General features: G+C 33.7%; 13 protein-coding genes. 8 read left to right on the top strand and 5 right to left on the bottom strand.

The window, feature by feature from the left end; translation table 11 throughout:
- Nucleotides 1-80 precede the first annotated feature (80 nt).
- The 4 genes from pepT to gdpS all read right to left on the bottom strand — a co-directional run bounded on the left by pepT (nt 81) and on the right by gdpS (nt 4,014).
- Nucleotides 81-1,313: a peptidase T gene (gene pepT / locus KA893_RS04040; protein WP_011303639.1), complete on the bottom strand. Its 1,233-nt coding sequence runs from the start codon at nt 1,311-1,313 to the stop codon at nt 81-83.
- Between the two features lie 13 nt (nt 1,314-1,326).
- Nucleotides 1,327-1,827 (bottom strand): threonine/serine exporter family protein, encoded by a 501-nt coding sequence (locus KA893_RS04035; RefSeq protein WP_100217405.1) that lies wholly within the window; start codon nt 1,825-1,827, stop codon nt 1,327-1,329.
- A gap of 16 nt (nt 1,828-1,843) precedes the next feature.
- Nucleotides 1,844-2,605 (bottom strand): threonine/serine exporter family protein, encoded by a 762-nt coding sequence (locus tag KA893_RS04030; protein ID WP_041079707.1) that lies wholly within the window; start codon nt 2,603-2,605, stop codon nt 1,844-1,846.
- Nucleotides 2,606-2,943: 338 nt separating this feature from the next.
- The gene (gene gdpS, locus KA893_RS04025) at nt 2,944-4,014 is read right to left on the bottom strand and encodes a GGDEF domain-containing protein GdpS (protein ID WP_011303636.1); all 1,071 of its coding nucleotides are present in this window, start codon (nt 4,012-4,014) and stop codon (nt 2,944-2,946) included.
- Nucleotides 4,015-4,409: 395 nt separating this feature from the next.
- Here gdpS and KA893_RS04020 point away from each other — a divergent pair, with 395 nt between their 5' ends.
- Nucleotides 4,410-5,468, top strand: a complete 1,059-nt coding sequence (locus KA893_RS04020; protein WP_002483912.1) for a glycosyltransferase family 4 protein — start codon at nt 4,410-4,412, stop codon at nt 5,466-5,468.
- A 121-nt stretch (nt 5,469-5,589) separates the two neighbouring features.
- Here KA893_RS04020 and KA893_RS04015 read toward each other — a convergent pair whose 3' ends face one another.
- Complete coding sequence (locus KA893_RS04015; protein ID WP_041079705.1) at nt 5,590-6,231, bottom strand: YigZ family protein; 642 nt, start codon at nt 6,229-6,231, stop codon at nt 5,590-5,592.
- A gap of 168 nt (nt 6,232-6,399) precedes the next feature.
- On the opposite strand from KA893_RS04015, the gene fakB1 reads away from it, so the two are divergent.
- From fakB1 to KA893_RS03980, 7 genes are all read left to right on the top strand, one after another.
- Complete coding sequence (gene fakB1 / locus KA893_RS04010) at nt 6,400-7,263, top strand: fatty acid kinase binding subunit FakB1 (protein ID WP_002483910.1); 864 nt, start codon at nt 6,400-6,402, stop codon at nt 7,261-7,263.
- A gap of 90 nt (nt 7,264-7,353) precedes the next feature.
- Nucleotides 7,354-8,622: a DNA/RNA helicase gene (locus KA893_RS04005; protein ID WP_037538959.1), complete on the top strand. Its 1,269-nt coding sequence runs from the start codon at nt 7,354-7,356 to the stop codon at nt 8,620-8,622.
- Nucleotides 8,615-9,286, top strand: coding sequence for a ComF family protein (locus KA893_RS04000; RefSeq protein WP_002483908.1), 672 nt, complete (start codon nt 8,615-8,617; stop codon nt 9,284-9,286). The genes KA893_RS04005 and KA893_RS04000 overlap by 8 nt, the downstream gene beginning before the upstream one ends.
- A gap of 66 nt (nt 9,287-9,352) precedes the next feature.
- A complete protein-coding gene (gene hpf, locus KA893_RS03995; RefSeq protein ID WP_037538957.1) occupies nt 9,353-9,925 on the top strand; it encodes a ribosome hibernation-promoting factor, HPF/YfiA family in 573 nt (190 codons plus the stop codon).
- A 301-nt stretch (nt 9,926-10,226) separates the two neighbouring features.
- On the top strand, nt 10,227-12,758 hold the full coding sequence (gene secA / locus KA893_RS03990) for a preprotein translocase subunit SecA (protein ID WP_002483906.1): 2,532 nt from the start codon (nt 10,227-10,229) through the stop codon (nt 12,756-12,758).
- Between the two features lie 212 nt (nt 12,759-12,970).
- A protein-coding gene (gene prfB, locus KA893_RS03985; RefSeq protein ID WP_100217404.1) for a peptide chain release factor 2 occupies nt 12,971-14,093 on the top strand; the annotation gives its coding sequence in 2 pieces (ribosomal slippage) (nt 12,971-13,042 and nt 13,044-14,093; 1,122 coding nt in all).
- Nucleotides 14,094-14,467: 374 nt separating this feature from the next.
- The gene (locus KA893_RS03980; RefSeq protein WP_002483904.1) at nt 14,468-15,421 is read left to right on the top strand and encodes a COG3942 and LysM peptidoglycan-binding domain-containing protein; all 954 of its coding nucleotides are present in this window, start codon (nt 14,468-14,470) and stop codon (nt 15,419-15,421) included.
- Nucleotides 15,422-15,598: the final 177 nt, after the last annotated feature.

The following is a 15,598-nucleotide window of genomic DNA, read 5'->3' as shown; positions in this document are numbered from 1 at the left end:
TCCATATCGGATTAGCTCTATTTTTTGTATTTGTGTCATAGGCGCTACATGTTTAAAAGTAAAAACAACTACTTTTAGTATTACTTATCGTAAGTATTTACAACTTCTTCAGCTATACCGACTACAACTTGTACTGCTTTTTCCATGACATCAATAGACGCGTATTCGAATGGTCCATGGAAATTGTCACAACCTGTGAAAATGTTTGGTGTAGGTAGTCCCATATATGAAAGTTGAGAACCATCAGTACCACCGCGTATTGGTGCGGTATTTGCTGGAATGCCTAATTTTTCGAAAACACGTTTAGGTATATCTATCACGTGTGGGTTAGGTTCGATTTTTTCACCCATATTGTAATATTGGTCATTAATTTCTACTTCAATAGGTTCATCTTCGAAATGTGAGTTAATATCATTTTTTATTTCGACGAGACGTTTTTTACGTAATTCAAATTCGTTTCTATCATGATCACGAATAATATATTGTAAGGTTGTTTTTTCAACATCGCCATTTATTTTCATTAAATGATAAAATCCTTCATAACCTTCCGTTCTTTCTGGAACTTCATTTTGTGGTAATAAAGCATTAAATTGCTGACCTAATAATACAGCGTTTATCATAGCATCTTTCGCTGATCCAGGATGAACGTTCACGCCATGGCATGTCACGATCGCTTCTGCAGCATTAAAGCTTTCATACTGTAATTCTCCGTACTCACTACCATCCATCGTGTATGCGAAATCAGCATTAAAACGTTCTACATCAAATTCATGTGGACCTCTTCCAATTTCTTCATCGGGCGTAAAGGCTACGCGAATTTTACCGTGTTTAATTTCAGGATGTGAAGTTAAGTATTTTAAAGCTTCCATAATTTCAACTACACCGGCTTTATCGTCAGCACCTAACAAAGAAGTACCATCTGTAATCATTAATGTATGACCTTCAACGTTTTTCATAGCAGGGAATACATCTTGGCTTAATGTACGGTTCGTCTTACCTAATTGAATCGGTGTCCCATCATAGTTGTCAATAATTTGAGGATTTACATGAGACGCGTTGAAGTCAGGTGAAGTATCAATATGTGCCAAAAATCCGACAGTAGGTAAATCGATGTCTACATTACTGTCTAAAGTAGCAAATAAGTAACCTTGTTCGTCAATATCAGTTTCTAATCCCAAATCAGTCAATTCGTCATTTAATAAATTTAATAAATCCCATTGTTTCTCAGTTGAAGGCGTCGTTGTAGATTCTGGATTGGATTGTGTGTCGATTGTTACATATCTTGTAAGTCGATCAATTATGTCTTGTTTCATTTAAAAACACCCCTTAAGCTCTATTATTTATATTATAAGATTTTTTATATGTTTTGCCTTTCATTTTACCATAATGCTGTTTAACACGTGTATAGATATAATAAATGATTTCAGCACATAAGATACCGAATGCAATAGCTCCAGAGATTAACGTGACCTCAAGGAAGGTATTCACCGCATGCGTATACTGATTACTTACAAGAAAACGTGTGGCTTCGTAAGCTAAACCACCAGGTACAAGAGGTATAATTCCTGGAACGATAAAGATAATAACAGGACGTTTATAACGTCTACTCATGACATGACTCATAATTGCTAAAATAAAACTACCTAAAAATGACGCTAACACTTTACCTAAATCAGCATCAAAGGATAATTTATAAATAATCCATCCCATGGCACCAACAAAACCACAGGCTAAAAGGAGGCGTCTAGGTGCATTAAAAAGAATAGAAAATAACATTGATGCGAAAAAGCTAATCACAAACTGTAAAAAGTAATAAACAATGAACATTATCAGCACTCCTTTTCTAAAAGATTAATAAGACGATAGCAACACCGGCACCAATTGCAAATGAGGTTAGTGCAGCTTCAACGCCACGTGACATGCCTGCAATTAATTCACCAGCCATTAGATCACGAATTGCATTTGTAATCAATATACCGGGTACTAAGGGCATAACACCGGCAATGGTTATGATATCTTGGTTGTGTGCCCAACCTATTTTAGTGAAGAAAGCAGCGATAGCTATAACAACAGCTGCACTGATAAATTCAGAAAAGAATTTAATTTGAATATAGCGTTGTACATAGCTGAAAGTTAAAAAGGCACCAGCACCAGTGATGATTGCAAATATAAAATCATTAATGACGCCACCAAACATAAATAGGAAAAAGCCACAGGCAATTGCTGCTGCAACAAAATTGGTAATTGATGAATACTGCAAGGAAGCATGGTGTAAATGGATAAGTTCAGATTTTGCTTGATCAATATCTAGCTTGTTACTAGATATTTTACGAGACAAACTATTTGTTAATGCAATTTTTTCTAAATCTGTAGTACGTTCACGAATTCTAATGAGTCGTGTATTTGTACGATTATTTAACGAAAAAATGATTGCAGTTGATGTTACAAAGCTATATGTATCATCTAAACCATAACTTGCAGCGATTCTTGTCATTGTATCTTCAACACGATACGTTTCAGCACCGCTTTCTAGTAAAATTCTGCCTGCGATTAATACGACATCAATGACTTTATCTTCATCAATGATGGTAATTGAATCTGACATAGCTTCGCACCTCCTGAATTGTTAATAGAACAATTGAAAGTTTACATTGTCGAATAAAAACTTTCAATAGCGTATCTTACGGTAATTAATGTTTTATATAACATTATATATTGTAACAAACTCATTTTAATTACTATAATTATTCAATGCTTTAATTGAAACTTTATTTAGAAAAAGTAAAACATATGGATGAATCGCGCTGTGTGAAGGGCATGGTAGGTGAAAGAAACGTTACATTTATTTTTACGAAAAAAAGAGTTTGGGACAAAAATAGATGTCTCAAACTCTTTTTCATTTAGGTAGTAGGTGGCTGCATTGAAAATGTAAAGTCCCACTCCCTATAATTTAACAATTGGGTTAAACATGACTTGGTTACGGCCTTCGTTTTTAGCCATATGCAACATATCGTCAGCAATTTTAAACACTTTTCGTTGTGATTTGTAATCATCTGTTGTCAAGTATCCAACGCCAATAGATACGGATAATTTAATGACTTCTTTGTTTGGTAAATGGAATGTAGATTGTTCTACACCGCCACGAATACTCTCACTTAATTTGACACATTGGTCTAAAGTATAATCATACAAAACAATAGAAAATTCTTCACCGCCATTACGATAAATACTAAACTGTTGTGGCACATAGTTTTTAAGTAATTGAGCCACTTGTCTGAGTACAGCGTCGCCCGATTTATGTGAATACATATCGTTCACATCTTTGAAACCGTCGATATCAATCAGTAATAAACCTAAACTTTGGTTATTTTCTTCAGATAAACGAGCTGTTTCATTTAAATGTCTATCGAATTCTTTAACATTACCTAATCCAGTTAAGTAATCTACTTTATCTTCGTTCTCATATCGATTGACTAATGAGAAGAAATGCCAAATATCAACAAAGGTAATAGACGAAGTTATTGTTAAGACAAATGAAATCGGAATTAAAAATAAGACTTCTGTAATCTCGTAATATGGGCTGATTAATGATAAAATTGCAAAAATAACTAATGCAATGACATTTAGTATTTGCAATGAAATGATATCACTTTGTTTTAAGAATGGACCTATCGCACCAATGATGCCTGCTATTACGATAAATATCATAGCAGTAATTATTGTATAATCCCCAATCAGAACATTGACTAAGCCGACAATAAAGGCGGATAGAACAGTGTAAAACATATTCGTATATCTACCTAAAAATAGGATAGGTACAAAGGATAAATAGAGTGTATACTCATTGAATATTGGGACAGGGTACGCAGATAGTAAAAGCGCTACTATCGTCATTAAAACAGTGACATATTCTTTTGAAAATACCATAATTCTATTTTCTGAGTATTGTAGACGATGGAATAAATAAATTCCAGCTACGGTAACAGAAATATTATAGATAATAGCTTCAAACATTTTTACTTTACACTCCTTTAAATAAACACTTAGTTATTGTAAGTGAAAACTTACAATTTGTCATCATGGGGTGAATAGAAAATTCTAACATTCACTTAATATTCATGTTAAAATTATTTTTTAGTGAAAAATTAAAAATTCACTAAAATTGATTTAATAAATAATATCCCTAAATATAACGCATTTATTATCGCACTTCTAGTTGTATAAGTAAAAGCGTATAAGGTATTATAAAGTTATGTAAAAATATCAATTGTGTAATGAGACTATATTTTTATTAGGAAGTATTAAAATAGTCATTTTTGAAGTGAATTCACAATTTAATGAAACAAATATTTTCAACATAGACTTTGAAATTTAAAATAATTAAGAACCATATTAATGAAGGTGAACTGATGTATACATTATTACTAATCATTTTTTCAATGATAGTCAGTTTAATACTTACACCAATAGTCATAAAAGTTTCTCATAAATTAGGGATTGTAGATCAACCGAATTTTAGAAAGGTACATACTAAACCTATTTCAGTACTTGGTGGAACTGTGATACTCTTATCGTTTTTAGTTGGAATTTGGCTTGGACATCCTATAGAAACTGAGGTCAAACCGCTTGTTATTGGATCTGTATTAATCTATTTGGTTGGTTTGATAGATGATATCTATGACTTAAAACCAATTATGAAATTACTTGGCCAAGTAATTGCGGCGTTAGTCGTTGTTTACTATGGTGTTACAATTGACTTTATTTCATTACCTATTGGTCCAACGATACATTTTGGTATATTTGGTATTCCAATAACGGTCATTTGGATTGTTGCCATTACGAATGCGATAAATTTAATCGATGGATTAGATGGTCTAGCGTCAGGCGTTTCAATGATTGCACTGATGACAATTGGCTTTATAGCAATATTACAAGCCAATATATTTATTATAATGATATGTAGTGTATTGATAGGTGCACTTTTAGGATTTTTATTCTTCAATTTCCATCCAGCAAAAATCTTTTTAGGTGACAGTGGCGCGCTATTAGTTGGATTTATTGTAGGCTTTCTATCATTACTCGGGTTTAAAAACATTACATTTGTATCCTTATTCTTCCCAATCGTTATTTTAGCAGTACCATTTATCGATACACTATTCGCTATGATACGTCGAGTGAAGAAAGGTCAACATATTATGCAGGCCGATAAATCTCATTTGCATCATAAATTTTTAGAATTAGGCTATTCGCATCGACAAACCGTGTTATTGATATATTCAATTGCGATACTGTTTAGTCTCTCTAGTATTATATTATACTTATCCCAACCTTGGGGTGTATTCATGATGCTCATACTCATATTCATTACAATTGAATTGATTGTAGAATTTACAGGATTAATTGATGATGATTACAGACCTCTATTGAAATTAATAGAAAATAAAGAGCATAATAAAGATGAACAGTGATAGCAATGAAATTGTGAAACTATAAAACCGACAAGTCAGAGGTTACTGACTTGTCGGTTTTTTTGTACGATTCGGTTTGTTTAAGTACTTGTAAAATAAGACATATATCTATCATTTATATTTAATCTGTTGGTATATCAAACGGTAACCTCATGACTTCGCCTTCTTCTAAATCATAATTACCAGACGTTGTTCTATTTAAAAATGCAATAAATTCATCATAGTCAGACGCGACAACATCTATTTGATAACTTACTTTGTCTGTATAATTTTGATCACGTAATAAATAGGACGTGCTTTCAAGTTCATATTCGAATTTCCCTGTTAAATCATAATTAATGGTTACAGTTGTAGGTATAGCGGGTTTAAGTTCTACACGACCAATATCGTAAATAACGTCTCTAACGGCACCACTATAAGCGCGAATAAGGCCGCCGCCACCTAGTTTAATGCCACCAAAATAACGTGTAACAACCACGCAAGCATTATGTATTTCTAATTTTTTTAAAATACCTAACATTGGTACGCCAGCAGTACCGCTTGGTTCACCATTGTCATTGGCTTTTTGTATATTCATTTGATCGCCAATTGTATATGCAAAACAATTATGTGTTGCTTCACGGTGTTTTGTAGACACTTGATTAATAAAGGCTTTCGCATCTTCTTCTGATTCTACTGGTTTAATATGTGCAATAAAACGAGATTTATTGATTACATTTTCAATTATATGTTCTGCTTTTATCGTTATAATTGTGTCTTCCATGTGTAACCCTCCAAATGTCTATAGATTTTATCCATTGTAATAATGTTTATCATCATCGCTACCTTTGTATTATACACTGTATTGAATACAAGCATAAATGTAAAAATAAATTTTCTTTTGGTTGAAAATAAGGTATCATAGTTGTGAGTATAATTGAGGAGGATTAGGATGAAGATTGCTGTCTTGACAGATTCAACGAGTTATCTATCTCAAACATTAATAGACAAATATAATATCAAAGTTGCACCACTTAGTGTCACATTTGATAGTGGTGAGAATTACGTTGAGAATGCATCCATTTCAACAGACGAATTTTATGAACGTATGAAGACCTCAGCTACAATTCCAACAACGAGCCAACCTGCAATCGGAGATTTTCTGGAGAATTTCGAGCAACTTCGCGAAGAAGGCTATACAGATGTCATTTGTGTATTTCTTTCTTCTGGAATCAGTGGGTGCTATCAAACTGCGACACAAGCAGGTGAAATGGTCTCAGACATTAATGTCCATACGTTTGATTCTAAATTAGCTGCGATGGTTGAAGGTGGATATGTCCTTAAAGCGATAGAAATGATTGAACAAGGCTATGAACCTAAAGCTATCATTGAAGCATTACATGCAATCCGTGAAGTAACAGGTGCAGTACTCATGGTAGATGATTTGAAAAATTTACAAAAAAGTGGTCGAATTACAGGTGCGCAAGCTTGGATTGGAACGATGTTGAAGATGAAGCCAGTGTTAAAGTTCGAAGATGGCAAAATTGTTCCAGATGAAAAAGTAAGAACTAAAAAACGTGCTTTGCGTAAAATGGTTGAAAAAGTGATAAATGAAGTCAAAAATCTAGATGAAGTTACGTTATTTGTAATTGAGGGTGATATTCCTGAAGATTCAGATTGGATTCAACAAGAATTAGAAACTAACTATCCTCAGTACAATATTTATCGTTCTAGCTTTGGACCAGTCATTGCTGCACATTTAGGATCTGGTGGTATTGGTTTAGGGTATATTGGAAGTACCATTCGCACAGATTAAATTAATGAATAAATTAGAGACATGTCACGCCTATTGGGTGTTACATGTCTTTTTTTGGAGGTAAGGCAAATAAAATATTATGGTCGACTTATGTTAGATAAAACGTTACTGACCGATGAAATCATTGATAAGACTTCAACTGGCATTATAAAAAAACATAATCAATGGCAGTGTATGCAATGTCATACGAAAGAACCGCGTCATTTTTATAATTATTATTCAACTATATTAAAAAAAGAAATAGTCTATTGTAGAAATTGTATCAATTTAGGAAGAATGGATAATATAAAGCCAATCTTTATTACAAAATCTAAAAATGTTGCGTCTCAGGGCATATATCAGTTAGATTTCAAACTGTCTGAACAACAAACTTTTGCATCGATAGCAATTCTAAAGGCAATTAAAGATTATGAAACTAAAATTTTATATGCAGTCACTGGTGCTGGAAAAACAGAAATGATATTTGAAGGTATTCATTATGCGCGTAGTAGAGGGGATAATGTCGCGATTGTATCCCCTAGGGTAGATGTTGTGATAGAAATTAGTATGAGGATTAAAAAGGCATTTTCTTCAGATCAGATTGATGTACTTTACCAAGGTCAAACACAGCGCTTTGATGGGCACTTTATCATTTCAACCGTACATCAATTATATCGATTCAAGCATCATTTTGATTTAATTATTGTTGACGAAGTAGATGCATTTCCTTTAGTAATGGATCATTCATTACAAGAAGCGATTACTCATGCATCAAAAGCGACACACTGTCATATATTTATGACGGCTACACCGCCTAGACATTTATTAAAGAAGATGAATCCATCTGATGTCATCACACTACCTGCGAGATATCATAGACAGCCATTACCTGTACCGCGTTTTAAATATTTCAAATTAAAGCAACATAAAATACAATATGCATTGCTGAAGATACTAAAAAAACAAATCTTAACAGAGCGTTATACACTCGTGTTTTTCGATAATATCAATTTAATGAAAACAGCATATCATCGCTATAAAAAGGAAATAACGTCATTAACTTATGTATATAGCGAAGATGCCTTAAGATTTGAAAAAGTCAAAGCTTTAAGAAATGGGGATTACCAAGTCATTTTTACTACAACAATATTAGAAAGAGGATTTACCATGGCCAAATTAGATGTCATCGTCTGTAATAGCCAAATTTTTAATAAGAGTGCGTTAATACAAATCGCTGGTAGAGTTGGAAGAAAGATAGAGGAACCAACAGGGCTCGTATTATTTTTACATGAAGGTATTACTTTGCCTATGTTAAAAGCTCGAAAAGCAATTATAGATATGAATCAGTTAGCACTAAAAAAGAAGTGGATTGATGGCTAGATGTATACAATGTGATGCCAAGTTAACAGAAATGTTCGATGCGCTTAATTTTTATAAAAAGCCTGTAAAGATGTGTGTAAATTGTATAGAACTATGGGAAGAAAACAAAATCGTATTGGAAGGGCGTTGTACAAAATGTCTAAAAAAACTTGATCAAGGGGAGCATAAATGTCTAGATTGTGCGTTCTTAGCAGTTAAATTTCCGTTAATGAATCAATTATATTGTAATTATCAATATAAAGGCGTAGTGAAACAACTGATACATCAATACAAATTGTTAAAAGATGTAGCAATTTGTGAAATTTTGGCAGAACAACTTACACTACCGAAACAGTCTTACGATTTAATTATTCCAATTCCATCTCCTGTAGAAAGAGATATCAATCGCACCTTTAATCCAGTTACTTGTGTGTTAGATAAACAGCAAGTACCATATGAATCTATACTTCAAACTAAGGTGAGGCCTAAACAATCATTATTAGGCAAGCTACATAGAGCGCGACTTGATAATCCATTTGAAGTATCAAAAGATATCAATTTAGAAGATAAAAGTATTTTACTTGTGGATGACATTTATACTACTGGCTTAACGGTTCATCATGCGATTGAAAAAGTATATGTTAGAAAAATCAGAAAATTCGATGTGTTTACGTTTGCACGGTAGACTAAACGTGGTATTATATTAGTAAGCAATATTACCAATATAGAGGTTTTAAAGGAGTCGATGATTATGATCAGATTTGAAATTCACGGAGAGAACCTCACTATTACTGATGCGATTCGCAACTATATTGAGGAGAAAATTGGTAAATTAGAGCGTTATTTTAATGATGTGCCAAATGCAACAGCACACGTTAAAGTGAAAACGTATCAAAACTCAGCTACTAAGATCGAAGTAACAATTCCATTGAAAAATGTTACATTAAGAGCTGAAGAACGTAACGATGATTTGTATGCAGGTATTGATTTAATTAATAACAAACTTGAAAGACAAGTTAGAAAATACAAAACACGTGTAAATCGTAGAAATAGAAATCGTGGTGAGCAAGAAGCGTTTGCTTCACTACCAGAAGAAAAAGAAGCAGTTGAAATTCAAAATGATGAAAATGAAGCGGATAATGAAATCGAAATTATTCGTGCAAAAAATTTCAGTTTGAAACCAATGGATTCTGAAGAAGCAGTGCTTCAAATGGATTTATTAGGACATGATTTCTTCATCTTTACGGATCGTGAAACAGACGGTACTAGTATTGTATATAAAAGAAAAGATGGAAAATATGGTTTGATTGAAACAACTGAATAAGACGTTTGATGTAAGTTAAGTAGCATTTATACTATAGCGTTCACGATGATGTTAAATCGTGGACGCTTAATTTTTGCTATGTTACTATGTAATAATTTGAAAGTGATATAGCTATTTGTGTATATTTTTATTGAACAAGATTATAATCAATTATTTTAAAATAAATAGAAATGTAAGTGGACAAGAAATATAATTTCAATGTAAGACACTTTAGACAAGTCAATAAGTGTAAATTTAAGCTTATAAATGATATCATAAATTGTTGTAAGCGAAGAGTTAAAAAGCTAAAGGAGCGAACAGAATGGGTTTTTTATCAAAAATTGCAGATGGCAATAAAAAAGAAATAAAACGCCTTGGTAAATTAGCCGACAAGGTCCTCGCACTTGAAGAGGATATGTCGATATTAACTGATGAAGAAATTAAAGCCAAAACAAGCGCATTCCAAGAAAAATTACAGAGCGAAGAAGATATAAAAAAACAAAACAAAATATTGGATGATATTTTACCGGAAGCATTTGCACTAGTACGAGAAGGGTCAAAACGTGTGTTTAATATGATTCCTTACAAAGTGCAAGTTATGGGTGGAATCGCGATTCATGGCGGCGATATTTCCGAAATGAGAACAGGTGAAGGTAAAACGTTGACAGCGACAATGCCCGTATATTTAAATGCGTTAACTGGTCGCGGTGTACATGTCATAACAGTCAATGAATATTTATCAAGTGTTCAGAGTCAAGAAATGGCTGAACTGTATGAATTTTTAGGACTTTCTGTAGGTTTAAATTTAAATAGTAAAACAACTACTGAAAAACGTGAAGCATATGCGTGTGATATTACGTATTGTACAAATAATGAATTAGGTTTCGATTACTTGCGTGACAACATGGTAAATTATGCAGAAGAACGTGTAATGAGACCATTAAACTTTGCGATTATCGATGAGGTTGACTCCATCTTAATTGATGAAGCACGTACACCTTTAATTATTTCTGGTGAAGCAGAGAAATCGACATCACTTTATACACAAGCAAATGTGTTTGCAAAAATGCTTAAGAGTGAAGATGATTATAATTATGACGAAAAAACAAAAGCGGTACAATTAACTGAACAAGGTATCGATAAAGCAGAGCGCATGTTTAAAATTGATAATTTATATGATGTAAATAATGTAGATGTTATCAGTCATATCAATACGGCACTACGTGCGCACGTGACATTACAAAGAGATGTTGACTACATGGTTAATAACGGTGAAGTCCTTATTGTAGACCAATTTACGGGTCGTACAATGCCTGGACGTCGTTTCTCTGAAGGCTTGCACCAAGCGATTGAAGCTAAAGAGGGTGTGAAAATTCAAAATGAATCTAAAACAATGGCCTCAATCACATTCCAAAACTATTTCAGAATGTATAATAAGTTATCTGGTATGACAGGTACAGCGAAGACCGAAGAAGAAGAGTTTAGAAACATTTATAATATGACGGTTACACAAATTCCTACGAACAAACCAGTGCAACGTGTTGATAAACCAGACTTAATTTATATTAGTCAAAAGGGTAAATTTGATGCAGTTGTTCAAGACGTTATTGAAAAACATAAAGCTGGCCAACCGGTATTACTTGGTACAGTTGCAGTTGAAACCAGTGAATACATTTCAAATTTATTGAAGAAAAATGGCGTGCGTCATGATGTTTTAAATGCTAAAAACCATGAACGTGAAGCCGATATTGTTGCAGGTGCTGGTCAACGAGGCGCAGTAACTATAGCTACCAACATGGCTGGTCGTGGTACGGATATCAAACTAGGTGATGGTGTTCAAGAACTTGGTGGTTTAGCTGTTATCGGCACAGAACGTCATGAGTCACGTCGTATTGATGATCAATTACGTGGTCGTTCAGGACGTCAAGGTGATAAAGGGGACAGTCGTTTCTACTTATCACTTCAAGATGAACTGATGGTGCGCTTTGGTTCAGAACGTTTGCAAAACATGATGAACCGTTTAGGTATGGATGATTCCACGCCAATTGAATCTAAAATGGTTTCACGTGCGGTTGAATCTGCGCAAAAACGTGTTGAGGGTAATAACTTCGACGCACGTAAACGTGTACTTGAATATGATGATGTTTTACGTAAACAACGTGAAATTATTTATGGTGAACGTAATAGTATCATCGATAGTGATGAAAGTGGTGGTTTAGTTAATGACATGCTACGCTCAACACTTGAAAGAAGCGTGAACTACTATGTAAATGAAGAAGCGGACGATCCAGATTATAAACCATTCATTAACTATGTAGACGATGTATTCTTAAATGAAGGCGATATAAAAGTTGAAGATATTAAAGGTAAAGACAACGAGGATATCTTCGAATTCGTTTGGAATAAAGTTGAAATTGCATTAAAAGACCAAAAAGAAAAAATTGGAACACAATTTGATGAATTTGAACGAATGATTTTACTTCGTTCTATAGATACGCATTGGACAGATCATATTGATACGATGGATCAATTAAGACAAGGTATTCATCTGCGTTCTTATGGTCAACAAAATCCTTTACGCGATTATCAAAATGAAGGTCATCAACTTTTCGATACGATGATGCAAAATATCGAAGAAGATGTTAGTAAGTATATCTTGAAATCGGTTGTTTCAGTAGAAGATGATCTTGAAAGAGATAAAACAACAGACTTTGGTAAAGCAGAGCACGTTTCAGCCGAAGATGGTAAAGAAAAAGCTAAAGCAGAACCTTATGTGAAAGATGAACATATTGGTAGAAATGACCCTTGCCCTTGTGGAAGCGGGAAAAAATATAAAAACTGTCACGGTGCATAGTTCATAGTGACAGGTTATAAAACCGGAAGTTTTGATGAGCAGTCATTAACTTTCGGTTTTATTTTGTAATTAAGTTTGGTTAGGTATTTATTTGAATTAGATAAAGTTGTAATTAAACCGCAAACTTCTGTAGAATAGAGTTATTAACTTCAAATAAATGAAATACGTTATAGTTTATTATTTCATTCAAATAATCATAGGAGAGATGCATGATGGAATTGTCAGAGATAAAACGTAATATAGATACGTATAATGAAAAACTAGAACAACTTAGGGGGTCTCTTTGACTTAGAAGCAAAAGAGACGAACATACAAGAATATGAAGAAATGATGACCGATCCAACATTTTGGGATAACCAAGAAAAGGCTCAGGACGTTATTGATAAGAATAATGCTTTAAAATCAGTAGTGAATGCATATAGAACATTAGAGTCTGAACTTGAAGATATGGATACTACGAGAGCTTTGTTACTCGAAGAAGATGATGAAACGATGAAGCAAGATTTAGAGCAAAGCGTTCAAGATTTTAAAAATGAATTAGATCAGTTCGAGTTACAATTATTACTTGATGGGCCTTATGACGCGAATAATGCCATTATGGAATTACATCCAGGTGCAGGCGGCACAGAGTCACAGGATTGGACGAATATGCTCTTGAGAATGTATCAACGTTATTGTGAGCAGAAAGGATTCAACGTCGAAATTGCGGACTATTTACCTGGTGATGAAGCAGGTGTTAAAAGTGTGACGCTTATCGTTAAGGGACATAACGCATATGGTTATTTAAAAGCTGAAAAAGGCGTGCATCGTCTTGTGCGTATTTCACCTTTCGATTCATCTGGTCGAAGACATACATCATTTGCATCATGTGATGTTATACCTCAATTCAATAATACTGAGATTGAAATTGATATTAATCCAGATGATATCACAGTCGATACATTTAGAGCTTCTGGTGCTGGTGGGCAACACATTAACAAAACTGAATCAGCGATTAGAATTACACACCACCCAACAGGGATCGTAGTAAATAACCAAAATGAACGTTCACAAATCAAAAACAGAGAAGCAGCAATGAAGACATTGAAATCTAAACTATATCAATTAAAAATTGAAGAGCAAGAACAAGAAATGGCAGAAATTCGTGGTGAGCAAAAAGAAATCGGCTGGGGTAGTCAAATTAGATCTTACGTATTCCATCCTTATGCTATGGTTAAAGATCACCGTACAAACGAAGAAACGGGTAAAGTAGATGCTGTTATGGATGGCGACATTGGTCCATTTATTGAAGCATTCTTACGCAGTCAAATGGATCAACATGAAAATGAAGGTTAAGTAGCCATTAAACAGCTATTTTAATGAAACATAATATAAGAAAGATATATTTAAATATGTAGAGTCAGCGCGCAATCTTATTAAAAGTTCAGATTGTGATCTGGCTCTTTTTGTTTGATAAAGGACAGATAAATATTTAATTAAATATGTAAAATGCAATTTTTAATATTACGAGTAAGTTTTCAAATCTATCATATCAAACATGTTAAATACTTTAATGGCAAGGTTTGTGGCGTTTTTATCGACTTGTAATATAGGTGTTTGAAATATAAAGTTGACTGTTATGTTACAAAACCATAACAATAGAAAATCTTTGTTTTTATTATGCTATAGTATGTTTGATTAAAATTAAGACAGTAAAGGATGAAAACTTAATGAAGAAAGGTTTAACATTTTCTATCACCTCGGCAGCCTTGTTTTTTGGTTTGAACCATGTTGCATCAGCAGACCAAATACACACAGTAAAAGAAGATGCTAATTTGACAGATATAGCACAAACATTTGCAACTACTACGACAGAAATACAAAATTTAAATCACTTACAGAATAGAGACTATGTTCAAGTTGGGGAAACCATCGTATTACCGGATTCTGACATTGTAGAAGTTAAGGATGGAGATACGATTAAAGCAATTGCTGAAAGACATCAAATGACAATGAGTCAATTGTATCAATTGAATCCAAATTTAGGTGAAGTCATTTATCCAGGTCAATTAGTTGCGGTATCAGAAAAAGGTTCAGCGCATCTTAATAACCAATTACAGCAAATATTTAATAGTCATGAAGCAGTTCAACCAACAGCACAAATAAATCATGACGAACACAATACAGCAGAAAATAATACTATGCGTAATGTGCGTACGTCAGGGAATATCACGCCAAATGCAACGCAAACATGGCAGAACAATGATTATTCCGCTTCGGATAGACAGCAAGTTTCGAATACAACTGCAAATGAACAGGTAACTTCAAATTATCAGTATAGCCCAGTGTCACACGCATCTAACGGAAGTAACTATTATGATTGGGGCCAATGTACATATTATGCTTTTGATCGTCGACAACAATTAGGGAAATCAGTTGGAAACTTATGGGGAAATGCGAATAATTGGGCTTCAGCAGCACAGCAAAGTGGCTATCAAGTGAACAATACGCCTGAAGTAGGTGCTATATTCCAAAGTACTGCAGGTAACTATGGTCATGTAGGTGTTGTTGAAAGTAAAAATGCAGATGGTTCAATTGTCGTATCTGAAATGAATTGGCAAGGTGTAGGTCAAAAATCATATAGAACAATCCATAACACAGGCCAATATAATTATATTCACTAAAACAAATCTATCCTTCTATGTAGAAAATGATTTGATTTGAAGTGACGCTATCTAAATAAGAGTTCGGGATATGAGGCAATATCTCGAACTTTTAATGTATAGATAACAAGCAGAGTAGCTTAAATAAACGATTGTAGCAGTCTTTCAATCAGCATCGTTTTTGATGCGTCATCAATC

This window comes from Staphylococcus sp. GDY8P126P (genome assembly GCF_017891965.1).
GTDB lineage: Bacteria > Bacillota > Bacilli > Staphylococcales > Staphylococcaceae > Staphylococcus > Staphylococcus saprophyticus.
The sequence above is the reverse complement of the archived record's forward strand: the minus strand, read 5'-3'. Positions and strand labels throughout refer to the sequence as shown.

What these genes read in the sequence shown, in the direction of transcription:
- pepT (WP_011303639.1), bottom strand. Translation starts at nt 1,313, where the DNA reads ATGAAACAAGACATAATTGATCGACTTACAAGATATGTAACAATCGAC.
- KA893_RS04035 (WP_100217405.1), bottom strand. Translation starts at nt 1,827, where the DNA reads ATGTTCATTGTTTATTACTTTTTACAGTTTGTGATTAGCTTTTTCGCA.
- KA893_RS04030 (WP_041079707.1), bottom strand. Translation starts at nt 2,605, where the DNA reads ATGTCAGATTCAATTACCATCATTGATGAAGATAAAGTCATTGATGTC.
- gdpS (WP_011303636.1), bottom strand. Translation starts at nt 4,014, where the DNA reads ATGTTTGAAGCTATTATCTATAATATTTCTGTTACCGTAGCTGGAATT.
- KA893_RS04020 (WP_002483912.1), top strand. Translation starts at nt 4,410, where the DNA reads ATGTATACATTATTACTAATCATTTTTTCAATGATAGTCAGTTTAATA.
- KA893_RS04015 (WP_041079705.1), bottom strand. Translation starts at nt 6,231, where the DNA reads ATGGAAGACACAATTATAACGATAAAAGCAGAACATATAATTGAAAAT.
- fakB1 (WP_002483910.1), top strand. Translation starts at nt 6,400, where the DNA reads ATGAAGATTGCTGTCTTGACAGATTCAACGAGTTATCTATCTCAAACA.
- KA893_RS04005 (WP_037538959.1), top strand. Translation starts at nt 7,354, where the DNA reads ATGTTAGATAAAACGTTACTGACCGATGAAATCATTGATAAGACTTCA.
- KA893_RS04000 (WP_002483908.1), top strand. Translation starts at nt 8,615, where the DNA reads ATGGCTAGATGTATACAATGTGATGCCAAGTTAACAGAAATGTTCGAT.
- hpf (WP_037538957.1), top strand. Translation starts at nt 9,353, where the DNA reads ATGATCAGATTTGAAATTCACGGAGAGAACCTCACTATTACTGATGCG.
- secA (WP_002483906.1), top strand. Translation starts at nt 10,227, where the DNA reads ATGGGTTTTTTATCAAAAATTGCAGATGGCAATAAAAAAGAAATAAAA.
- KA893_RS03980 (WP_002483904.1), top strand. Translation starts at nt 14,468, where the DNA reads ATGAAGAAAGGTTTAACATTTTCTATCACCTCGGCAGCCTTGTTTTTT.